Consider the following 22,602-nt stretch of genomic DNA (forward strand, 5'->3'; position numbering starts at 1 on the left):
ATTGCAGGCTTTTTCATTTGTCCCAGCGTTACTCGCTGACAGGGGATATCTGCGATGAGCAAGGCCTTTACCAAGGAAACCGATGCATCCGATGAGGACGAATTGGCGTTGCCAGCGCTGCCTGCTGGCGGCAAGAACTACATCACCCCGGCCGGCTATGCGCGGCTGCGGGACGAGTTGCTGGACCTGATCGACAACGAGCGCCCTAAGGTCGTGGAGGCCGTGCACTGGGCGGCCAGCAACGGAGACCGGTCTGAAAACGGCGACTATCTCTACGGCAAAAAACGCTTGCGAGAGATCGACCGGCGCATCCGCTTCCTCACCAAGCGGCTCGAGATTGCCGAGGTGGTGGACCCCAGCCTGCACGCAGGCAGCGATCAGGTGTTCTTTGGCGCCACGGTCACCTACTTCGATGACGAAGGGGTGGAGCGCACGATCACCATCATGGGCATTGACGAGGCGGACAGCCGCGAGTCGCAGGTGAGCTGGATCTCTCCGGTGGCGCGCGCGCTCTTGAAAGCCCGGGTGGGCGACGAGGTGCAACTACCCACGCCGGGCGGCGTGCGAAGCCTGGAAGTGGTGGCAGTGCAGTACCCGCCGCGCACCGAACGCGCAGGCTGAGCGGGGCTGCCGCAGACGCCGGGCCGGCCGACGCTGCTGGACGTTCAGGCAGCCTGTGGGGTGATGCGTGCGGCGCGAATGACCGCCTGCGTGCGGCGCAGGTTGCGCAGCGCGGTTTCCAGGTGGGTCTGGTCCCGCACTGCCACGATGAACCGCAAGTCCGTGGTGTCCAGAGCGGCCTCGTCATCCATGTCCACGTGGGTGATGTCGGCTTCCGAGTTGGCCAGTTCTGCGGCCACGCGGGCCAGTACGCCTTTGCCGTTGGTGACGGTAACCACGACCCCGGTCTCGAACATGCGCGTGGGCTCGTCCGACCAGTCCACCGCAATGAACCGCTCGCTGTCCTTGTGCTGCAGCCGTTTGGCCACCGTGCAATGCGCGTTGTGGACGACCAGGCCTTCGCCGCGGCCCAGGTAGCCGACGATGCTGTCGCCCGGCACGGGGCGGCAGCACGAGGCGTATTGCACCGATGCGTTTTCACTGCCGTCCAGGGTCACCGCTCCTTGCGAGAGTGTCTCGTGCGACGTGTAGCGCTCCCGCGTCATGAGCAGGGCGTCGGGGCGGTGGCCGTGCTCGGACATCAACACCATGAGCCGCTTGGCCACGATGCTGGCGATGCGCTTGCCCAGGCCCAGGTCGGTCATGAGCTCGCTGCGGGTGCGGTTGCCCGTAAAGCGAAGCAGCTTGTCCCACAGGGGCTGTGTTTCCGCGGAGACCGGCGGCAGTTGCTCCAGGCCCTCGGCGCGGATGGCCTGGGTCAGCAGTTTTTCTCCCAGGCCTTCGGATTCGGTCTGGGCCAGGGTCTTGAGGTAGTGCCGGATCTTCGAGCGTGCACGGCCGGTGCGGACAAAACCCAGCCACGCTGGATTGGGCGTGGAGATGGGCGCCGTGATGACTTCCACCACATCGCCGTTCTTGAGCTCGGTGCGCAGGGGCACCTGCTCGTTGTTGATCTTGGCGGCCGTGGTGCGGTCGCCCACATTGCTGTGGATGGCGTAGGCGAAGTCGACCACGGTGGCGCCGCGCGGCAGGGCCATGATCTGGCTCTTGGGCGTGAACACGTACACCGCGTCGGGAAACAGGTCCACCTTCACGTGGTCCCAGAACTCCGCCGCGTCGCGGGTTTCGTTCTGGATGTCGAGCAGCGACTGCAGCCACTTGGTGCCCAGGCGTTCGGCAGACGTACCGTCTCCATCCTGCGCCTTGTACAGCCAGTGCGCGGCCACGCCGGCTTCGGCGATCACGTGCATCTCGTCGGTGCGCATCTGGAACTCGATGTTCACGCCCGAGGGGCCCACCAGCGTGGTGTGCAGCGACTGGTAGCCGTTGAGCTTGGCAATCGCGATGTGGTCCTTGAACTTGCCTGGCACGGGCTTGTACATCTGGTGCAGCACACCCAGCGCGGTGTAGCAGTCCGTCACAGTGGGCACGATGACCCGAAAGCCGTAGATGTCGGTCACCTGGGCAAAGCTCAGGTGCTTGAGGTCCATCTTCTGGTAGATGGCGTACAGCGTCTTCTCGCGGCCGGCCAGGCGCACCTGCATGCCGATCTTGGAGAAGGCTGCATCGACCTCGGTCTGCACCCGCTGCACCAGGTCGCGGCGGCGGTTGCGCGATTTGTTGACGGCCTTGGACAAGGTGGCGTAACGCCAGGGGTGCAGGTGCCGGAACGACAGGTCCTGCAGTTCGCGGTAGGTCTGGTTCAGGCCCAGGCGGTGGGCGATGGGTGCGTAGATCTCCAGCGTCTCCGAGGAGATGCGGCCCCATTTGCTGCGCGGCATGTCCGACAGCGTGCGCATGTTGTGCGTGCGGTCGGCCAGCTTGATCAGGATCACGCGGACGTCGCGGGCCATGGCCAGCAGCATCTTGCGGAAGGATTCGGCCTGGTTTTCCTCGCGGGTGTTGAACTGCAGCTTGTCCAGCTTGGTGAGGCCGTCCACCAGCTCGGCCACCGGCGCGCCGAAGCGGTCGATGAGGTCTGCCTTGGTGACGCCGCAGTCTTCCATGGCGTCGTGCAGCAGCGCTGCCATGAGCGCCTGGGCGTCGAGCTTCCAGGTGGCGCACTGCGCGGCCACCGCGATCGGGTGCGTGATGTAGGGCTCGCCGCTGTTGCGCAACTGGCCCAGGTGGGCCTCGTCGGCAAACCGGTAGGCCTGGCGCACTTGCTCGATGCTGGTGGCATCCAGGTAGTCCAGGCTGTCGGTCAGCGCGGCAAAGCTGGCCGCGGCTGCATTGGCCGCCGCTGCGGCTGCCGAGAGTGTCCCTGCCGAGGGCGAATCGCCAGGCCGGGGCTGCGTTGCAGAAGGTGAGTTGAGCACCGCGTTCATGCCTTTAATGTAGCGCGGGTGCGCACCCGGCGAGTTCGGTGCAAAAAAAAGCACCGCTGGCGCGGTGCTTTTTGCGGGCGCGGCCCGGCAGAAACCTCAACCAGGAACCTTCTTGAGCATCTCCAGACCCACCTTGCCTTCGGCGATTTCGCGCAGGGCGGTCACGGCGGGCTTGTTGCGGCTTTCGATACGGGGAGCATGGCCCTGGCTCAGCATGCGAGCGCGGTAAGTGGCCGCCAACACGAGCTGGAAACGGTTGGGGATCTTTTCCAGACAGTCTTCTACGGTGATGCGTGCCATGGGGTGTACTCCGGGGATTCAGGTGATATTGAGCGACTGGAAGGTGTCAGCACGCGCGCGGCGCTGGGCGGCGTACTTCAGGCGCTGGGCATGAACCACGGCTTTCAGGTCGAAAAGCGCGCGTTCAAACAACTCGTTGATTATAACGAAGTCGAATTTGCCGACCTGGGCCATCTCTTCGGCCGCATTCTTGAGGCGCACTTCGATGACGTCCGCAGAGTCCTCGCCCCGGCGCTCCAGGCGCGAGCGCAGCTCTTCCCAGCTGGGCGGGAGGATGAACACCAAAATGGCGTTGGCAAACGCCTGCTTGATCTGCAAGGCGCCCTGGAAGTCGATCTCCAGGATCACGTCCGTGCCCTGGGCGATGCGCTCCTCGATGGCTTTCTTGGAGGTGCCGTAGCGGTTGCCGTGGACATGCGCCCACTCCACGAAGGCGTTGCCTTCGATCATGGCGTCGAACTCGGACTGCGAGGCGAAGTAATAGTCGCGCCCGTGCTTTTCCTGCCCGCGCGGAGGGCGGGTGGTGTGCGAGATCGACAGGTGCACGTGGGAGTCAAGCTCCAGCAGGGCCTTGACCAGGCTGGATTTGCCGGCGCCGCTGGGCGCCGCCACTACGAAGAGATTTCCTGGATAGTCCATAGCGAATAGGCGCTCAGCGCTATCAAAACACGGGGGTCATTCAATATTTTGCACCTGCTCGCGCATCTGCTCGACCAGCACCTTCATGTCGACGCTGATGCGCGTGAGGTCCAGGGCGGCCGACTTGGAGCCCAGGGTGTTGGCCTCGCGGTGCAGCTCCTGGATGAGGAAGTCCAAGCGCTTGCCCACTTCGCCGCCCTTTTTCAGCAGGCGCTCGATTTCGTCCAGGTGCGAGTCGAGCCGGGTGATTTCCTCGGCCACGTCGATGCGGATGGCAAAGGCCGTGGCCTCTGTCAGGGCGCGGTCGCGCGCGGCCTCGGGTGCCACGGCGCCGTCGGTGAGCGCCATGGCTTCCTTCCAGCGCTCCATGAAGCGGGTGCGTTGCTGCTCGACCAGCTGGGGCACCATGGGGCCGGCCTGCGCCGCCAGGGCGCGCAACTGCTTGAGGCGGTCCTGAAGCATCGCGGCCAGGCGCTTGCCTTCGCGTTCGCGGGCGGCCATGAGGGCGTCGAGCGCCTCTTCCGCCAGGGCGGGAACCGCGTCGCTCCAGTCTTCGCTCGCCGAGGGGGCGTTGGCGCACAGGCGCAGCGCGTCGGCCACGGTGAGGGGGGCGGCGTTGGGCAGCCAGGCCTTCACCGAGTCCTGGATGGAATTGAGCCGCTGCAGCAGGCGCGGGGGTGGGTCCTGCAGCGTGTTGCTGTCCTCGGACTCCAGCGCGGCGCGCACTTCGACCTTGCCGCGCTTCAGGCGCGCGGTCAGCAGGCTGCGCAGGGCGGGCTCCTGCGCGCGCAGTTCGTCGGGCAGGCGGAAAGACAGGTCCAGAAAGCGGCTGTTGACCGAGCGGATTTCGAGCCCCAGCCGGCGCGACGGCGTCGCTCGGGCATCGGTTTCTGCGCCAGTGGCGGACGTGCCATGCTGTGCGCTGGCGTATCCGGTCATGCTGTAAACTGGCATTGGACTTTTTGATGGTTGCTTGCGATCCGGCGATTATCCGGGTTCCGCTCTACCCCTGAGTCATCTTCGCAAAATATGTCAAAAATCAAGCCGGCGCCCTTGCCGCCCGACACCGCCATTGGTGGATACCGCGTGGTTCGCAGGGTGTCCTCCGGGGGCTTTGGTGTGGTGTACCTCGCCACCGACAGCGAAGGCCAGCAGGTCGCGATCAAGGAATACCTCCCCTCTTCGCTGGCCACCCGTGCGCCCGGCGAGCTGCTGCCCAAGGTGCCCTCCGAAAAACTCTCGCTGTACCGCCTGGGCCTCAAGAGCTTCTTCGAAGAGGGCCGCTCGCTCGCCCAGATCTCCCACGCCTCCGTGGTGAGCGTGCTCAACTTCTTTCGCGAGAACGAAACCGTCTACATGGTGATGAACTACCTGGAGGGTGCGACCCTGCAGGACTTCATCATCACCGCGCGCGACCTGAAGACGCAGAAGGTCTTTCGCGAGTCCACCATCCGCTCGCTGTTCGACGAGGTGCTGCGCGGGCTGCGCATCGTGCACCAGCACAAGATGCTGCACCTGGATATCAAGCCGGCCAACATCTTCATCACCGACGACAACAAGGCTGTGATGATCGATTTCGGCGCCGCGCGCGAGGTGCTGTCCAAGGAAGGCAACTTCATCCGCCCGATGTACACCCCCGGCTTTGCCGCGCCCGAGATGTACCGGCGCGATTCGTCGATGGGCCCCTGGACCGACATCTACGCCATCGGCGCCTGCATCTATGCCTGCATGCAGGGCTTTCCGCCCAACGAGGCGCCGCAGCGCATCGAAAAGGACCGCCTCTCGCTTGCGCTGACCAAGCTGCGCGGCGTGTACTCCGACAACCTCATCGAGGTGGTGGAGTGGTGCATGGCCCTCGATCCGCTGTCGCGCCCGCAGTCCGTGTTCGCGCTGCAAAAGGAGCTCAGCCGCGAGGGCGAGCGCCGCTACACCAAGCTGTCCGTCGGCGAAAAAATGCGTCTGCAGCTGGACACGCTCGTGTCCGACACCAAGAAGAATGTGCAGAAGGTGGGCGAAGCCACCGGTATCGGAGCCAAACCCAAATGAACACGACTGACGCCCAGCGGGTGGGGGTGGGGCGCCCATGAAGTTCTCCGTATTCCAGATCAGCCGCCGCGGCGGCCGCGAGAAGAACGAAGACCGCATGGGCTATTGCTACACGCGCGAATCGGGCCTGTTCGTGCTGGCCGACGGCATGGGCGGACACCCCGAGGGCGAGGTCGCCGCGCAGATCGCGCTGCAGACCATCTCGGCGCTGTTCCAGCGCGAGGCCAAGCCCCAGCTCAAGGACGTGCAGGAGTTTCTCTCGGGTGCCTTGCTGGCGGCCCACCACCAGATCCTGCGCTACGCCACCGACAAGGGGATGCTCGACACACCGCGCACCACCCTGGTGGCTGCCGTGGTGCAGGCCGGCACGGCCACCTGGATCCACTGCGGCGATTCGCGCCTGTACATGGTGCGCGACGGCGACCTGCTGACCCGCACGCGCGACCACTCGTACATGGAACTGCGCAACTCGCCGCCACCGGGCCTGGAGCGCATCAACCGCAACGTGCTGTTCACCTGCCTGGGCTCTCCCACCAAGCCGATCTACGACATCACCGGCCCGGTGTACCTGGAGCAGGGCGACCGCATCCTGCTGTGCTCTGACGGCCTGTGGGGCACGCTCAGCGACGACGACATCTCCAAACAGCTCGCCCGCAACACCGTCTCGCATTCCGTGCCAGACCTGGTGGAGGCCGCGCTGCGAAAGGCCGGCGACAGCAGCGACAACGTCACGGTGATCGCGCTGGAATGGGAAACGCCGGACGCCTTCGAGTCCACCCAGGGCGTGTCCACCGACAGCATCAGCGACGACGTGTTCGCGTCCACCATCCAGGCCGGCCCGTTGGACGGGCTGGTGGACGACCTCGATGACGAAGCCATTGAACGCTCCATCGCAGAGATCAACGAGGCCATCCGGCGGTCTGCGGCCAGAAAGGCGTGACGCCGCGCGCCGGACCGCCGTGTGCGCTGCGGCGGCTACTCGCCGGCTGCCGCGCCGTGCGGCCGGGAGCGCAGCGCCGGTGCGATGCGGCGGTCTCCGTGCACTGCCAGCGGGCCTGAGCCGCACAGCACGCGCTGCGCCGGGTCGGTTGCTTGTCGGGCTGCGCGCGGACCTGCCGGCCCGGGCTTTTATTCTTCTTCTTCGTCTTTTGCTCTGGCCTTTGCGCCGGGCGGCCCCGCCGGGCCGCATTCATTCCTCGGGAACCGACAACACCATGACCACCTTTGAACGCACCGGCGGCCGCAGCGCCGACCAACTGCGCCCTGTGCGCATCACCCGCCACTACACCATGCATGCCGAAGGCTCGGTGCTGATCGAGTTCGGCAACACCAAGGTCCTGTGCACCGCATCGGTGGAAGAGCGCGTGCCACCGCACAAGCGCGGCAGCGGTGAAGGCTGGGTCACTGCCGAATACGGCATGCTGCCCCGGTCCACGCATTCCCGCAACGACCGCGAGGCCGCGCGCGGCAAGCAAAGCGGCCGTACGCAGGAGATCCAGCGCCTCATCGGCCGGTCGCTGCGCGCGGTGTTCGACCTCAAGCTGCTGGGCGAGCGCACCATCCAGCTCGACTGCGACGTGATCCAGGCCGATGGTGGTACCCGCACCGCGGCCATCACCGGCGCGTGGGTGGCGGCGCACGATGCGGTCAGCCGGCTGATGGCCAGCGGCAAGGTCACGCGGTCGCCGCTGGTGCAGCCCGTGGCCGCCATTTCCGTGGGCATCGTGCAGGGTACGCCGCTGCTCGACCTCGAATACGTGGAAGACGTCGACTGCGACACCGACATGAACGTGGTGATGACCGGTGCGGGCCATTTCGTCGAAGTGCAGGGCACGGCCGAGGGCGCCGCCTTCACCCGCGCCGAGATGGACCGGCTGCTCGCCCTGGCTGAAAAAGGCATTGCCGACCTGGTGGCCCTGCAGCAGCAGGCGCTGGCTGTGAGTGCTCCTTAATTGATAGCTGCTAGCGCTTGATAGACAAGTGGTAGCGACCATTTTGACCATGAAAATCGTTCTTGCATCCAACAACCGCGGCAAGCTGGCCGAGCTGCAGGCCATGCTGGCCCCGCTGGGCGTAGAGCTGGTGCGTCAGGCCGACCTGGGCGTGGGCGAGGCCGACGAGCCCTTTCGCACCTTTGTGGAAAACGCGCTGGCCAAGGCGCGCTTCGCCTCGGCGCACACCGGGCTGCCCGCCCTGGCTGACGATGCCGGCCTGTGCGTGGACGCGTTCGGCGGCCTGCCCGGTGTGGACACGGCTTACTACGCCACCCAGTTCGGCTACGACAAAGGGGACGACACCAATGTGCAGGCACTGCTCGAGCAGATGCAGGCCGTGGACCAGCGCCGTGCCGCCATGGTCAGCACGCTGGTCGCCGTGCGCAGTCCCGAAGACCCCGAGCCCCTGATCGCCGTAGGCCGCGTGGTCGGCGAGATCGCGCGGGAGCGCCGTGGCAGCAACGGCTTCGGGTTCGACCCCATCATGTTCATCCCCGAGTTCGGCAAGACCTTTGCAGAACTGCCCGTCGAAGTGAAGAACGCCCACAGCCACCGCGGCCGCTCAGCGCAGCAGATGCTGGCGCTGCTGCGCGAGCGTTGGCTGTGAGCGCCACAGCGCTGCACAGCCAGGGCGATTTGTCTGCAGAGCCTCCGCCATGAACACCATTCCCATCACACCTGCAGCCACGGCCGCGCCCGCAGAGCCAGCGCCCCAGCGCGACATCCAGCACTACATGCGCCCGGGCTTGCTGCAACTGCAGAGCCTGCCGCCGCTGTCGCTGTACGTGCACCTGCCGTGGTGCCTCAAGAAGTGCCCGTACTGCGATTTCAATTCGCATGAGGCCCGCAGCGACGCCGACGCCGGTGGCTCCGCCGTGCCCGAGCAGCGCTACATCGACGCCCTGATGGCCGACCTGGAATCCGCGCTGCCGCTGATCTGGGGGCGCACCGTGCACAGCATCTTCATCGGTGGCGGCACGCCCAGCCTGTTTTCGCCCGCCTCCATCGACCAGCTCATCGGCGGCATCCGTGCGCGGCTGCGGCTGGAGGCCGACTGCGAGATCACGATGGAGGCCAACCCCGGCACCTTCGAGAAAGACCGCTTTCGCGCGTTTCGTGGTGCAGGCATCACCCGGCTGTCGGTGGGAGTGCAGAGCTTCAACGACCGGCACCTGAAGGCCCTGGGCCGCGTGCACGACCGCGCGCAGGCCCTGGCGGCCGTCCAGGAGGCGTCCGAGGCCTTCGACACCTTCAACCTGGACATCATGTACGCGCTGCCGGGCCAGACGCTGCAGGAGATGGAGCAGGACATGCAGACCGCGCTGGCTCTGAAGCCGCCGCACATCTCCATCTACCACCTCACCATCGAGCCCAACACCTACTTCGCCAAGTACCCGCCGGCCATCCCCGAGGACGACCAGGCCTACGCCATGCTCGACCGCATCACCGAGATGACGGTGCAGGCGGGCATGTCGCGGTACGAGATATCAGCGTACGCGCAGCCCGGGCACGAGTGCTTGCACAACACCAACTACTGGCAATTCGGCGACTACCTGGGCATTGGTGCGGGCGCGCACAGCAAGCTCAGCTTTGCACACCGCGTGGTGCGGCAGGTGCGCTTTCGCGAGCCGCGCCTTTACATGGACAACGCCCTGGCCGGGCGCCCCGTCGCGCAGGACGATGAGGTCAAGCGCGCCGACCTGCCGTTCGAATTCATGCTCAATGCCCTGCGCCTGCGCGACGGCTTTGCCCTGCAGGACTTCACGGCCCGCACGGGCCTGCCCATCACGGCCATCGCCAAGGCCTTGCAGGAGGCCGAGCGCAAGGGCCTGATCGAGCGGGACATGGCCCGCGTGCGCGCTACCGAGCGGGGCTTCGACTTCCTGAACGACCTGCAGGAGCTGTTCCTCGCCGATTGAGCGGCCTCAGGCGCTGCCGACGCCTGGCGCGTCTGCAATCGGCGCAGCCGTCCTCAGCCGCACGTCACGGCCACGACGCGCCCGCTGGCGTCCACCTCCAGGTTCAGCCGCTGGGCGTTGAACTCCTTGGTGATCATCTGCCCGGGGCGCAGGATGCGGGCCATCTGCGCGCCCGAGCGCGTGCGGGCGGATTCGACCACCGTGGGCGTGCTGTCTTGCCCCACCGCGCCCTGTGCGGGCTGTGCATTGCACATACCGCTGGGCGGTGGCGGCGGCGCACTGGCGCCTGTGGAGCCGCTGGGCGCAGAAGGCGATGTCCCGTAGCCCGAGCAACCGGCAATGGCAGCCGCGGCGAGGACCAGGCTGGTGGAGACGAAACGAATGGGTCGGGGCATGTCAGGAACTCCTCAAAATCTGGATGCACTGCAGCCACCATAAAGGAAGGCTCAGCGGGCGGGGGTGTCCACCGGTAACAACGCAGGGGCTGTAGGCGGAAATAGCTGCGCAGCACGTTGTGGCGAATTTCGAAAATTATCAGTGCGATCGCATCGTTGGAAGAGTCGGCTCCGTCCTACATGCCGGGTTTTCACACCCCTCTAATATCCATCCGTCGACACCCTCTCGACATCCCTCCCGCTTGCACCATGCAAGTGTTAAGCCCGCACTGTGCGGGCTTTTTTTTGGGCCGAAGGGTTGTGCGGGTTGCAGATGGCGGGATGTCTGCCTGCCAACTTGCCAACTTGCCAACTTGCCAGCTTGTGGCATGCAGGAAGCCAACGGCCGGTGCCTGGCAGCGGAATGTCACCACTCCAGCGGCATGCACCCACCTCCGCCCGACTCAGCGTCCTTGAGGGGGCAGCATCGGTTCCTTGACTGCAGCATCGCCGGCCAGCAGGCGCGTATACAAGGCCAGATAGGGCTTGGCGGCATGCGCCCACGCATAGTCCTGCGCCATGCACCGCTTTTGCAGCGCGGCCCATTGCTGCGGCTTGCGCCACGCTGCCAGCACGCGGTCTGCCGTGGCGTCGAAGTCGGACTGCGCCATGCCCGGCATCACGAAGCCTGTGCCTCTGGTCAGGCGGCTGTCCGCGTCCTGCACCGTGTCCGCCAGTCCGCCGGTGCGCGTGACGAGCGGCGGCGTGCCGTACACCTGGCTGTACATCTGGTTCAGTCCACAGGGCTCGAACCGGGAGGGCATGAGAAAGCAGTCCGCCCCCGCTTCGATGAGGTGCGCCAGGCCCTCGTCGAACCCCAGCGTCACCTGCACCTGCCCCGGATGCGCGGCGGCCAGTGCGGTCAGCGCGTCTTCCAGGCCCGCCTCGCCGCGCCCCAGTACGGCCAGTTGTGCGCCCTGGGCCAGCAGTCTGCGGGCGCCAGCGATCACAAAATCCACACCCTTTTGCGTCGTGAGGCGCCCCACCATGCCCAGGAGCGGGCCGCTGCCGGCCTGCAAGCCGCAGCGCGCGCGCAGGGCCGCCCGGTTCAATGCCTTGGGCGCCAGGTCGTCTGCGCTGTAAGGCGCTGCAATGAGCGGATCGTGCCCGGGGTTCCAGATGGCCGTGTCGATGCCGTTGAGCAAACCGTGCAGCTTGCCCGCGTGGTGGCGCAGCAGGCCATCGAGCCCGAAGCCCAGCGCGGGCTGCTGGATCTCCGCGGCATAGGTGGGGCTGACCGTCGTGATGGCGTCCGCGTACTGCAGGCCGGCCTTGAGCATCGACAGCTGGCCCCAGTACTCCACGCCCTCGGTGCCGCGGTGGGCAGGGTGCACCTCCAGCAGGTCCGCAGCGGCCATCGGAAACACGCCCTGGAACGCCAGGTTGTGCACGGTCATCACGCTGCGCGCGGTGCGGCCCTCGCCCATCTGGCGGCGCTGGTGCAGGTACAGCGGGGCCAGCGCGCAGGGCCAGTCGTTCGCGTGCACGATGTCGGCCTGCCAGCCGATGGGGGTCTCGGGCGAGCCGATGAGCGCCGCCACGCGCGCGAGAAAGCCGAACCGCAGTGCCTGGCCATGCCCATCGGGGTCGCCCGGGTTGGCATAGGGCGTGTCGGCCGTGCCGTACAGAGCGGGGCAGGACAGCAGCCACAGCGGCGGCACGCCTGCGCAGCGCACGCGCAGCACCTGCGCAGCCGGCCAGCGGCCCTGGGCGGGCAGCGCGACGATGGCGTCGAGGCTGCCGTCGATCTTCATGTCGGCATAAGCTGGCATCAGCAGCGCGACATCGGCACCGCGCTGCGCCAGTGCGGCAGGCAGCGCGGCGCTCACATCACCCAGGCCCCCGGTCTTGACCAGGGGCGCGCACTCGGGCGTGACGAACAGAACTTTCATGGAATCATGTCTTGGGTGACCAGTACGGCAAACGGCAGGCGGCTCCCGCCTGCGCCCACGGCGCCCAGCACGGCGGACAGCGGCAGGTGCTGGGCATTGTCCAGGGTCTGGCCGGTGAAAAGATCCACCCAACGCGCAGGCTTGGCAAGGGCCGGGTGGGCATCTGCCAGGCTGACCTGCGTGTCCTGCCAGTCGCCGCGGTGCTGGGCGTCCCACGCGGCCAGCAGCCGGCCGCACACCACCACCAGGGCCTGGCCCTCATGCACGCGCGCATACGCCAGTGCGTGGGACGCCGCAGGGCCTTGCACCGCCAGCGGCAGATAGATGGCATCGCGCAGCAGCGCCGCGTGGCGTGCGCGCAGCTGCAGCAGCCGCCAGGTCACCAGCTGCTTGGTGGCCGCTGGCATGTCTGCTGCCGTGCCCAGAAGGCTTGTCCAGTCGGCGGGCGTGGGGTAGTGGCCTGGCGCATACAGGGCCTGCAAAGGCTGCAGCGATGCCTGCAGCTGCAGGAAGTCCACCGGGCGCCGGTTGTCCGGGTCCACCAACGAGAAGTTCCACTGCTCGCAGCCCTGGTAGATGTCGGGCACGCCCGGCGCCGTGAGCTTGATCGCCACCTGGCACAGGCTGTTGCGAAAGCCGTACGGCGCGATGCGCTGCACCCAGGCCTGCAGGGCGTGCAGGAACTCGCCGCTGGCCAGGGCTTTGGCGATGTAGTGCCGCACCGCGTCTTCGTAGGCCTCGTTGGGAAAGAGCCAGTTGCTTTGCAGCTTGGCCTCGCGCATGGCCTTCACCATGTACCGCTCGATGCGCTCCTTCAGCATGGGCAGGCATTCATCGTCGCAGCCCGTGGCGGGCCAGATGCCCACCAGCGCCTGGAACAGGGCCCACAGGTCGTGCGCGCTGGGCGCTGCCGCATCGTCCACCGTGCGGCGAAACGGCTCTGCCGCCGCCTGCAGCGCGTGCACCGTGGCCTCCCACTCGTCCACCAGTTCGGACAACACGTTCAGCCGTGCGCGCACGTCTTCCGAGCGCTTGCTGTCGTGCGTCGAGGTGGCCAGCAGGCCGTACGGCACATGCCGGGCGCGCTGCATGTTGGCCTGGTGGAAGGCGGAGACCGGCAGTCCGAAGCGCCGCGGTTCGGCACCCACATCGTTGAGCGAGACCAGGCGCACGTAGCGGTAGAACAAGGTGTCTTCCACCGCCTTGGCCATCACCGGCGCGGTGAACTGCTGCCACCGCCGCACGAAGTGCGCGCGCAACTCGGGTGCAGGGCCGTCTTCGCCCATCAGCACCGCGCGCACAAAGGCCAGCACGCCGCCTTCGGCCGTGCCCAGGCGTCTGCGCGCTGCCGCAATGGCCCAGTCGATGTGCTGCACATCGATGGCACTGGGCGCCGCGCCGCCCGGCACGACGTAGGTGCGGTACACCGGGAACTGCGTGGCCACTTCGACCAGGGCCACCCGCAGCTGGTTGCGGGTGAAGTCGCAGGCGCGCCGGTCGGCCCGCGTGATCTGGCTCAGGGTGCTCACCAGCCACGCCAGGTCGCTGAACAATGCGGTCTCGATGATGAGCCGCTTGCACTCGCGCGCTGCGTCTTCGAAGGCCAGGGTGTGACCGGTGAACCCCAGGTAGACCGCATCGAAGCGGTCCTGTGCATCGGGGTCGACGAACACTCCGTTGACCAGCCGCGAGAAGCGGTACCCGGTGCCGCCATGCACCTGCCAGTCGGCGGGCAGGGGCTCGTGCTCGGCCATGATCTTCTCGACCACGATGTACAGCGCGCGCGGCGGCAGGCCTTGCGCCTGCAGCAGGCCCTGGTAGCGCTGCTGCAGCCGCGTGAAGTACTGCGCAGGGTCGGCCAGGCCATCGGGGTGGTCGATGCGCAGGCCGCTGACCTTGCCCTGCGCCAGCCAGCGGAAGGTCAGGGCGTGGACGGCATCGAACACCTCGGTGTTTTCCATGCGCACCGCCGCCAGTGCATTGACGTCGAAGAACCGGCGGTAGTTGATGTCGTCGCCAGCCACCCGCCAGTCCGCCAACCTGTACGCCTGGCCCTGCAGCAACTGGTCGAGCAGGTCGAAGCTGGCCGCGTCGCCCGGCGTTCCGTTCACCCGCGCCAGGCTGGCGTCGATCCAGTCGCGCACCCAGGCCAGGCGCGACGCAAATCCGGCCAGGCGCTGCTGGTGCACGGTGGCATCGCGCAGCCGGGTGGTCCGCAGCGCCGGGTCCGGCGTGTCGTGCGGGGGCAGCAGGCCCAGGGCATCCACCAGCGAGTGCACGGCGGCGAGGTCGTCCTGCCCGGCCCCGGGCGTGGCCGCCACCGGCAAAGGCACCGCGCCGAGCACCAGCGCGTAGCTGCGGGGGTCGAGCGGGAAGGTGCGCTCCCAGTACGCCACGGCAAAGCGCCCGGTGTCGCCATCGAAGCGCACCTGCAACTCGCCAGACTCCAGCACCTTGCCATAGTGGTCGCCCAGCACGGGCAACAGCACGCGGTGGCGCGTCTGTGGATTGGCGGGGTTCCATTCGATATCGAACGTCGTGGCGTGCGGGGACGACATGCCGTGCTCGAGCACGTCGCGCCACCAGCGGTTGCCGGCATCGTCCACACCCATGTGGTTGGGCACCGTGTCCAGCAGATGGCCCATGCCGTGCTCTGCCAGGGCTGTGCACAGGGCATCGTGGTCGTCGTCGGTGCCGATCTCGGCATTCAGGCGGGACGGGTCGACCATGTCGTAGCCATGGGTGCTGCCCTCGGTGGCCTGCAGGTAGGGCGAGGAGTACAGATGGCTCACCCCCAGCGCGTGCAGGTAGGGCACGGCGGCACGCGCCTGCGCGAAGTTGAAGTCCTTGTGCAACTGCAACCGGTACGTGGCGCGCGGGATGTCCGCCGTGTGCAGCGCAGGCAGGGCGCTCTCGGTGCTGTGCAGGCCTCCACCGCGCTCCTGGCGCACGGCTGCGCTGATGGCCGCAAAGAACGGGCCGGCAGGCAGTTGCTCCAGCGTGCATGCCATGCGGCGGCGCCAGTTGGGGTGTACGTCGTCGGTCGTGCCTGGCACGTTGGGCTGCTCGCGCTGGCCCAGCAGGTCCTCCAGCTGCACACCCACCAGCATGCAGGGCGTGCGTGCCAGGTAGCGGTGCACGGCGGCGGCCAGCGGCGGCGTCATGTCGGGTGCGGACAGCGCGTCCACCGTGATGCCCTCGGGCAGCAGCCCTTCGGCATCCAGGGCGGCCAACAGCTGCGTGCGGTCCTGCGCGCGCGCCAGCACGCTGCGCACATGCGCATCGTTGTCGAGCCAGCCCAAGGACGCCTGTACCGCGACGTCGCTGGCAGTCCAGAAGCCCGCCAGCGTGGGCAGGTCGTGGGTGCTGACCACCGCCAGCGCCGCCGTGGGCCACTGCGCCGGTGGGCGAAACGCGCCGCCCTCCAGCCGTTCGAAGATGAGCGGGCGGTAGGACAGCAAGGCGCGCTCGGCCGACGCTTCGCGCATCACCGGCGCGACATTGCCCAGGTCTTCGCCGATGACCATGCAGCGGTGGCGGTGGCTTTCGATGGCCACCACCGCCAGCAACGGCTGCAGCGGATAGTTCACATAGGTGCCACCTTCCGGGCTGGTCCAGAACAGGCGCATCAGCGCCATGACGTGGTCCATGCGCAGGGCACCGGCCGGTGCCATCACTGCAGCCAGCATGCGCTGGAACGGCAGGTAGTGTGCGGCGGCCAGGGCGACCGGATTGACCGGCGGCAAGCCCCAGTCCTGGCCCTGCGTGCTCAGCGGGTCGGGCGGGGCGCCGATGTTCATTCCGCGTGCGTGGAGCGTCTGCCCGACCCACGTGTCCGTGCCGCCATCTGCCGCGCCCACGGCCAGGTCGCAGTACAGCCCGATGGGCATGAGCTTGCGTGCGCTGGCACCGGCCTGCGCCAGCTGATCATGTGCGATCCATTGCAGCCACATGCGGTAGGCCACATCGTCGGCATGCTCCAGCACCCAGGCCTGCACAGCGGCACCCTGCGGGTCCCGCAGGTCCTGGGGCCAGGCGGGCCAGCCCCACACCGCGGCATCGCGCGACTGCAGCGCGCACTGGATCGCTTCGTAGCGGGCGTGGGGCTCCAGCGTGGCTGCATGCGCCGCCCGGAACTGGTCGAACGCCGCGCCGCGGGTGGACTGGGCGGCCCAGGCCGTCCGCCGGAAGGTCTGCCACAGCCGCGAAAGAGCCGCGTCCTTGAGCGAGGCCACCGCGGTGTAGTCGACCGACGTGCTCTGCTGCGCGGCCTGCAGCCGGGCGTTGAAACCGGGGTCACGGCACAGCTGCTGCGTGTCTGCGCAGTGCAGGTATTCCGGTACCGCGGTCACGTCGATGTGGTGCACATTCAGCGCCAGCCGGCTGCTCGGGCTGTAGGGGCTGGCCGCCTCGGGCTGCCCCGGGCGCAGCGCGTGCACGGGGCTCAGCCCGACGAAAGCAGCGCCTTGCGCCGAGGCCAGCGCTACGCACTGCGCCAGGTCGGAGAAGTCGCCAATGCCCCAGCTGCGCTCGGACCGCAGGGAATACATCTGCGCGGTGATGCCCCACCAGCGTTGTCCCTGGCGCAGCCCGTCGGGCAGCCAGCACTGGGCTGGCGCGACGAGGACGGTGCGGTCAACGCCCGCATTGCTGCGCAGTTGGTAGTACCCGGCAGGCAGCGAGTCGGGCAGCTCTGCGGCACTGCCGTGGCCGCGAAGGCGCGGCGCGTCGGTGGGGTGTTCCAGGTCCAGCAACTGCCAGTCGCCCGCGGCGGCCAGCGCGACCTGTGCAGTGCTGCCTGCAGCCACCACCACGGTGTCGGCGAGCAGGGCGGCATCGGCATGGGGGCCCATGGCGCCGAGTGCGCGCTCCATCACCTGCGTGCTCACCGCCACGGTTTCGCCCCAAAAGCCCGAGTACTGGTCGGCAATGCCCGCGCGCCGGGCGCGTTGCAAGAGGTCGGTCGACGGCGCGTCGGCCGCAGAGGGCCTGTCAAAACTCATGCGAATCCTTCAGTACAGGTCCAGCGGGCGGACCAGGGCTCCCAGGCCCGTGGCGCGCCCTGCTGGCCCTCGATCCATCGGTGCTGGAAGACGGAGACACCCTCGGGGGCCGGTGGCGCGTCGTGCAGGCGCTCAGGGCCCAGGTTGATCTCCAGCCACCACTGCATGCCCTGGCCATAGCGCCATCCCACACGCAGCCCGTGGGCTCCCACGCGTTCGGCAGTGTGGTCCAGGTTGCGCAATGCGCGGGCGTGCGGCAGCAGCCAGTGGCGCCGCACTTCCAGGGCCTGGCGCACCAGTTCGCTGCGCTGGCGCGCGGCGGGCGTTTCCGCCTGGGACCAGTCCAGCTGGCTTGCGGCCAGGGTGGCCGCATCGCAGGGGTCGGGCAACGCCGCAGCGCCCGACAGGACATGGCTGAATTCGCGCTGGCGCCCGCTGCGCACCGCGTCGCGCAGCGCGCCCTCCCAGTTGGCAAAGTACAAAAACGGCGTCGTCGCGCCCCACTCGTCGCCCATGAACACCATGGGCGTGGCGGGTGTCAGCAGCGACAACAGCAAGGCCAGCTCCACGGCAGGCCCCGGCACCATCATCGACAGGCGCTCTCCGAACGCGCGGTTGCCGATCTGGTCGTGGTTGCCGATGAAGTTCACCAGCAGCGACAGCGGCAGTGGCGCGTCGGCATCCGTCGCCGGACGGCCGTTTGGAAACGCAAAGCCCTGCGTGAGCACCCGGGCCAGAAGGTCGATGGGGTCTGCCGCGAACTTGGCGTAGTAGGTGTGGGTCTCGCCGGTCAGGGCCACATGCACCGCGTGGTGGAAGTCATCGTTCCACTGGCCGTCGTAGTGGCCCGCGGCAGATGCCGGCTGGGCCAGCCGGACGGGCTGGTTTTTCTCGTTTTCAAGGACCAGGTGCACATGCCGGTCGGTGGCCTGCGCCAGCGCATGCACCCGCGTGCTGATCTCTTGCAGGATGTCGGGATTGCTGTCGTCGGCAATGGCGTGCACGGCGTCGAGCCGCAGGCCATCCATGCGGAACTCGTCGATCCAGTACAGCGCGTTGTGCAGGAAGAACGCACGCACCACCTCGCTGCCTTCCAGGTCGAAGTTGATGGCGCGCCCCCAGGGGCTGTCGTGGCGGTCGGAGAAGAAGGCCGGCGCATAGGTGTGCAGATAGTTGCCGTCCGGCCCGAAATGGTTGTAGACCACGTCCAGGAACACGCACAGCCCCAGCGCGTGGGCGGTGTCCACGAAGCGCTTGAGGTCGTCCGGTGTTCCATACGCCGGGTGGGGCGCGAAGGGCAGCACGCCGTCGTAGCCCCAGCCCCATTGGCCGCCGAACGTGGCCAGGGGCATGAGTTCGAGGGCGGTGAACCCCATCGCAGCCAGCCGGGGCAGGTGTGCGGCTGCGGCGGTGTAAGTGCCCTGCGGCGTGAAGGTGCCTATGTGCAGTTCATAGAACACCAGCTCGTGCCAGGGGCGGCCGCTCCAGGCGGTCTGCTCCCAGGCATAGGCGCCGGGGTCGGACACCACGCACAGGCCGTGGGGCCCGTCCGGAGCCTGGCGGGCGGCAGGGTCGGGCACGCGCGTGTCGCCATTGATCAGCCACTGGTAGCGCGTGGATGCCGTCGCTTGCGCCAGCCCGACATGCCACCAGCCGCCCGACAGGCGCTCTGCCGCCGTGTGGTCCAGGGCACCCTGGTTGCCGCCCGGCGCATGCACCAACGCCACTTGCGACGCCGCAGGCGCCCACAGGCGAAAGTCCGCTCCGGCACGCCGCCGGCGAAGCCGGGCACCGAACGGCATGGGGTGGCTCACATCCGACGGCTCTGCAGGGCTGTTCATGGGGGCGTCGTCTCGGTGCCTTTTTTGTCGATGCCGCGCGATGGTGCCGTGAATGCGGCCATGGAGTGTGGCAGCAGGGTGTAAGCCGCGCCAGCGTCGATGGCCACAGGCGTTGCGCCTGCGGCCCCGTCCGGTGCGTCAGCCTGTGCGGGGGCGGTGCCCTGCGTGCCTTGCACCTTGGTCACCTGCGCGTCGCGGGTGTCCAGGCGCAGCGTCCAGCGCCGGCCGTCCGGGTCCGCTGGCAGCGTGAAAGTGGCTTCGTCGCCGGAGGCGTTGAAGAGCATCAACAATGAGTCCTCGTGCTCGCGCGTGCTCTCCATCAATGCCGACACGCAGCGCACGGCCGGGTCGTTCCATTCGTCCGGGGTCATGGACAAGCCCCACACGCTGTACCACTGCACAGCCACGCAGGGAGCAATGTCGGCCGCATGGTGCGGCCATGCTGCCAGTCGCACCACGGGCAGGCTGCGCCGCAGCGCGATCAGGTCTGCGGTGAAGGCCTGCAGCTGTGCATGGCCCGCGGCCCGCTCCCAGTCGAACCAGGACAGGTCGTTGTCCTGGCAGTAGCCGTTGTTGTTGCCGCGCTGCGTGCGCCCCAGCTCGTCCCCGCCCAGCAGCAGCGGCGTGCCGTGCGACAGGAACAGGGTGGCCAGCAGGTTGCGCGTCTGGCGCTCGCGCAGGGCCAGGATGTCCGCGTCGTCGGTGTCACCTTCGGCCCCGCAGTTCCAGCTGCGGTTGTGGTCTTCGCCGTCGCGGTTCTCTTCGCCATTGGCGTCGTTGTGCTTGCCGTTGTAGCTCACCAGATCGGCCAGCGTGAAGCCGTCGTGCACCGTGACCAGGTTGACGCTGGCCGTGGGGCTGCGGCGGCGCGGCTCCAGCATGTCGGCAGAGCCGCACAGGCTGGCTGCGAAGGCGGGCAGGCTGGCGTCTGCGTTGGTCCAGTAGTCGCGCACCGCGTCGCGGTAGCGGCCGTTCCATTCCATCCAGCCGGTGGGGAACCCGCCCAGCTGGTAGCCGTTGATGCCCAGGTCCCAGGGCTCGGCGATCAGCTTCACGCGAGACAGCACCGGGTCCTGCGCGATGGCGGCAAAGAACGGGGCGCGCCACGTGAACTCGCAGGCGGCGTCGCGGCCCAGCGCGGAGGCCAAGTCGAAGCGGAAGCCGTCCACATGCATCTCTTGCACCCAGTAGCGCAGGCTGTCGAGCACCAGGCGCAGCGCGGGGGGGCTGCTGGTGTCCACCGTATTCCCCGTGCCGGTGATGTCGGCGCAAAAGCGCGGTTCTTCGGCCAGGCGGTAGTAGGCCGCGTGGTCGATGCCCTTCAGGCTGAGCGTGGGCCCCAGGTGGTTGCCTTCGCCCGTGTGGTTGTAGACGACATCCAGGATCACCTCGATGCCGGCGGAATGCAGCGCCTTGACCATGGCCTTGAATTCGTCCACTCCGCCGTCGAGCGCCTGCGCAGCCTGGGTGGCGTACCGGAGCTCCGGCGCGAAGAACGCGATGGTGTTGTAGCCCCAGTAGTTGGCCAGCCCCAGTTCGATGAGCCTGAGGTCGTCCACGAACGCCTGCACGGGCAACAGCTCCACGCTGGTCACGCCCAGTTGCTGCAGGTGTGCAATGGCCGGTGCACTGGCCAGTCCCGCGTACGTGCCCCGCTGTGCCTCGGGCACATCGGGCATGGTCTGGGTGAAGCCCTTGACGTGCACCTCGTAGAAAACCGTGTCGTTGGGTGCCACGCGCGGTGGCTGGTCATTGCCCCAGTCGAAGCGCGAGCGCACGACGCGGGACTTGGGTGCCGTGCGACCGTTGTCGGCGGTGGCGGGGGCCAGGTCCTCATCGTCATGGCCGAGCTGGTAGCCGAACTGGTCGGACGCGCCGCGCACAGGTGCCGCCAGGGCCTGGGCATAGGGGTCGATCAGCAGCAGGGCAGGGTTGCAGCGCTGTCCCTGGGTGGGATCGTAGGGGCCGTGCACGCGCAGCCCATAGGCCTGGCCTGGGCGCAGGCCGTGCACAAAGCCGTGCCAGACGTCGTCGGTCAGCGCTGGGAGCGCAATGCGTTCGGTCTCGCTGCCGTCCGGCGCGAAGAGGCAGACCTCCACCGAGTCGGCGATGCGCGAGTAGACCGCGAAGTTGACGCCCTGGCGGTCGGCCGTGGCGCCCAGTGGCCAGGGTCGTCCAGCCTCCACCCGGTGGCGGGTGGCGCGCGATCGCTTGGCGGAGCTGGTTGATGGTCCCGTGGTGGACACGTCGTACTTCATGCTGCAGCCCGGAATTCGCCGTCGAACATGGCCGTGGACGACGCTCGGGTGGCGGGAGCGCGCAGGCGGCCGACCGCGCCCATGGTGCCGTCGGCAGTGCCGCGCGCAGGGAAGAAATTGCGCGGAACGACGACGATGCCGCTGGGCGTGACGTGAAAGCGCTTGCGGTCCGCCTCCATGTCGAAGCCGATGCGTTCATGGCCGGGTATGTCGTTGTCCTGGTCGATGATGGCGCGGCGGATGCGGGCCCCGGGGCCGATGCGTGAGCGCTCCATGACGATGCAGTGCTCCAGATGCGCGTTGCGTTCCACCAGCACGGAGCGGCGCAGCATCGCATGGTCGAGCGACGCGCCGTCCACGATGCTGCCCGAGCCCACGACCGAGCGGTGCAGCACGCCATTTTCGATCTGCGCAGACTCGGCCTGGTCGGGGCTCGCGTAGATGGGCCAATGCCTGTTGGTCATGCGAAAGCGCGGGGTGGCGCCCAGGGTGTCGAAGTGGGCATCGAAGTAAGCGTCGATGGTGCCCACGTCGCGCCAGTAGCCGTGCTCCTCATACGCCGCGGTGCCGGGGATGGAGTTGGTATTGAAGTCGTACGCCATGAGGCGGTGCGATTGCAGCATGGTCGGCAGGATGTCGCGGCCGAAATCGCTGTGCCCGGTGGCGTGGGCCTTGCGCAGCGCGTCGAGCAGCACGTCGGCGTTGAAGAGGTAGTTGCCCATGGAAGCCAGCGTATGGGTGGTGCTGCCCGGCATGGGGTCGGCCGATGCGGGCTTTTCCACGAACTGGCTGATGCGGTGCTGCGAGTCGATCTCGACGATGCCGAACTGGTTGCTTTGCGCCAGGGGCACGGGCAGTGTCGCCACGCTCACATGCGCATTGGTGGCGCGGTGAAAGTCCACCATCTGGCGCACGTCCATGCGGTAGATGTGGTCCGCACCGAACACAGCCACGATGTCGGGCTGGAAGCTCTCGATCAGGTGGATGTTTTGATAGACCGAATCTGCCGTGCCCTGGAACCACTCCGGACCATTGCGCATCTGCGGCGGTACCACCGTCACGAAGTGCTGGGGGATGAAGCGCGTCATCGTCCAGGACTGGCGGATGTGCTCGATCAGCGACTGCGACTTGTACTGGACCAGCAGGTAGATCGAGTAGATCTCCGAGTTGACCAGGTTGGACAGCACGAAGTCCACGATGCGGTGCTTGCCGTTGAAAGGTACTGCCGGCTTGCAGCGTTCTGCAGTGAGAGGGTGCAAGCGGGAACCCTCCCCACCTGCCATGACAATCGCCAGTACGTTGGTTGTGCGTGACATCGGTGCGCTCCA

General features: G+C 67.6%; 16 protein-coding genes. 6 read left to right on the plus strand and 10 right to left on the minus strand.

Features of this window, described 5'->3' with window-relative positions; genetic code table 11:
- Positions 1-54 precede the first annotated feature (54 nt).
- Positions 55-621 (plus strand): transcription elongation factor GreB, encoded by a 567-nt coding sequence (gene greB / locus ACIGHN_RS05775; RefSeq protein WP_396503580.1) that lies wholly within the window; start codon positions 55-57, stop codon positions 619-621.
- Between the two features lie 44 nt (positions 622-665).
- Here greB and ACIGHN_RS05780 read toward each other — a convergent pair whose 3' ends face one another.
- The 4 genes from ACIGHN_RS05780 to ACIGHN_RS05795 form a co-directional block, all read right to left on the minus strand.
- Positions 666-2,948: a bifunctional (p)ppGpp synthetase/guanosine-3',5'-bis(diphosphate) 3'-pyrophosphohydrolase gene (locus tag ACIGHN_RS05780; RefSeq protein ID WP_056415661.1), complete on the minus strand. Its 2,283-nt coding sequence runs from the start codon at positions 2,946-2,948 to the stop codon at positions 666-668.
- Positions 2,949-3,044: 96 nt separating this feature from the next.
- A complete protein-coding gene (gene rpoZ, locus ACIGHN_RS05785) occupies positions 3,045-3,248 on the minus strand; it encodes a DNA-directed RNA polymerase subunit omega (protein ID WP_005794722.1) in 204 nt (67 codons plus the stop codon).
- A gap of 18 nt (positions 3,249-3,266) precedes the next feature.
- Entirely contained in the window at positions 3,267-3,887 is a 621-nt protein-coding gene (gmk, locus tag ACIGHN_RS05790) for a guanylate kinase (protein ID WP_056415663.1), read from the minus strand.
- Positions 3,888-3,923: 36 nt separating this feature from the next.
- Positions 3,924-4,841, minus strand: a complete 918-nt coding sequence (locus ACIGHN_RS05795) for a YicC/YloC family endoribonuclease (RefSeq protein ID WP_396503581.1) — start codon at positions 4,839-4,841, stop codon at positions 3,924-3,926.
- 75 nt (positions 4,842-4,916) lie between these two features.
- Between ACIGHN_RS05795 and ACIGHN_RS05800 the strand changes: the two genes are divergently transcribed.
- The 5 genes from ACIGHN_RS05800 to hemW all read left to right on the plus strand — a co-directional run bounded on the left by ACIGHN_RS05800 (position 4,917) and on the right by hemW (position 9,846).
- Entirely contained in the window at positions 4,917-5,933 is a 1,017-nt protein-coding gene (locus ACIGHN_RS05800) for a serine/threonine-protein kinase (protein ID WP_056415675.1), read from the plus strand.
- 37 nt (positions 5,934-5,970) lie between these two features.
- A complete protein-coding gene (locus ACIGHN_RS05805; RefSeq protein WP_056415680.1) occupies positions 5,971-6,873 on the plus strand; it encodes a PP2C family serine/threonine-protein phosphatase in 903 nt (300 codons plus the stop codon).
- Positions 6,874-7,147: 274 nt separating this feature from the next.
- The gene (rph, locus tag ACIGHN_RS05810; protein ID WP_396503582.1) at positions 7,148-7,885 is read left to right on the plus strand and encodes a ribonuclease PH; all 738 of its coding nucleotides are present in this window, start codon (positions 7,148-7,150) and stop codon (positions 7,883-7,885) included.
- A gap of 49 nt (positions 7,886-7,934) precedes the next feature.
- Positions 7,935-8,534: an RdgB/HAM1 family non-canonical purine NTP pyrophosphatase gene (rdgB, locus tag ACIGHN_RS05815; RefSeq protein WP_056161419.1), complete on the plus strand. Its 600-nt coding sequence runs from the start codon at positions 7,935-7,937 to the stop codon at positions 8,532-8,534.
- A 49-nt stretch (positions 8,535-8,583) separates the two neighbouring features.
- A complete protein-coding gene (gene hemW, locus ACIGHN_RS05820; protein ID WP_396503583.1) occupies positions 8,584-9,846 on the plus strand; it encodes a radical SAM family heme chaperone HemW in 1,263 nt (420 codons plus the stop codon).
- Between the two features lie 53 nt (positions 9,847-9,899).
- Here hemW and ACIGHN_RS05825 read toward each other — a convergent pair whose 3' ends face one another.
- The 6 genes from ACIGHN_RS05825 to ACIGHN_RS05850 all read right to left on the minus strand — a co-directional run bounded on the left by ACIGHN_RS05825 (position 9,900) and on the right by ACIGHN_RS05850 (position 22,590).
- Entirely contained in the window at positions 9,900-10,241 is a 342-nt protein-coding gene (locus ACIGHN_RS05825) for an I78 family peptidase inhibitor (protein WP_056415689.1), read from the minus strand.
- Positions 10,242-10,684: 443 nt separating this feature from the next.
- Positions 10,685-12,172 carry a glycogen synthase GlgA gene (gene glgA / locus ACIGHN_RS05830; protein ID WP_396503584.1) on the minus strand — a complete coding sequence of 496 codons (1,488 nt, stop codon included), beginning with the start codon at positions 12,170-12,172 and terminating at the stop codon, positions 10,685-10,687.
- Positions 12,169-17,175 carry a malto-oligosyltrehalose synthase gene (gene treY, locus ACIGHN_RS05835; protein ID WP_396503585.1) on the minus strand — a complete coding sequence of 1,669 codons (5,007 nt, stop codon included), beginning with the start codon at positions 17,173-17,175 and terminating at the stop codon, positions 12,169-12,171. The genes glgA and treY overlap by 4 nt, the downstream gene beginning before the upstream one ends.
- Positions 17,172-19,016 carry a malto-oligosyltrehalose trehalohydrolase gene (treZ, locus tag ACIGHN_RS05840; RefSeq protein WP_396503586.1) on the minus strand — a complete coding sequence of 615 codons (1,845 nt, stop codon included), beginning with the start codon at positions 19,014-19,016 and terminating at the stop codon, positions 17,172-17,174. The genes treY and treZ overlap by 4 nt, the downstream gene beginning before the upstream one ends.
- Positions 19,013-21,274 (minus strand): glycogen debranching protein GlgX, encoded by a 2,262-nt coding sequence (glgX, locus tag ACIGHN_RS05845; RefSeq protein WP_396503587.1) that lies wholly within the window; start codon positions 21,272-21,274, stop codon positions 19,013-19,015. Before glgX ends, treZ begins: the two co-directional genes overlap by 4 nt.
- Positions 21,271-22,590 carry a glucose-1-phosphate adenylyltransferase gene (locus ACIGHN_RS05850; protein ID WP_326938700.1) on the minus strand — a complete coding sequence of 440 codons (1,320 nt, stop codon included), beginning with the start codon at positions 22,588-22,590 and terminating at the stop codon, positions 21,271-21,273. Before ACIGHN_RS05850 ends, glgX begins: the two co-directional genes overlap by 4 nt.
- Positions 22,591-22,602: the final 12 nt, after the last annotated feature.

This window comes from Acidovorax sp. NPDC077693, assembly GCF_044542805.1.
Lineage (GTDB): Bacteria > Pseudomonadota > Gammaproteobacteria > Burkholderiales > Burkholderiaceae_C > Acidovorax.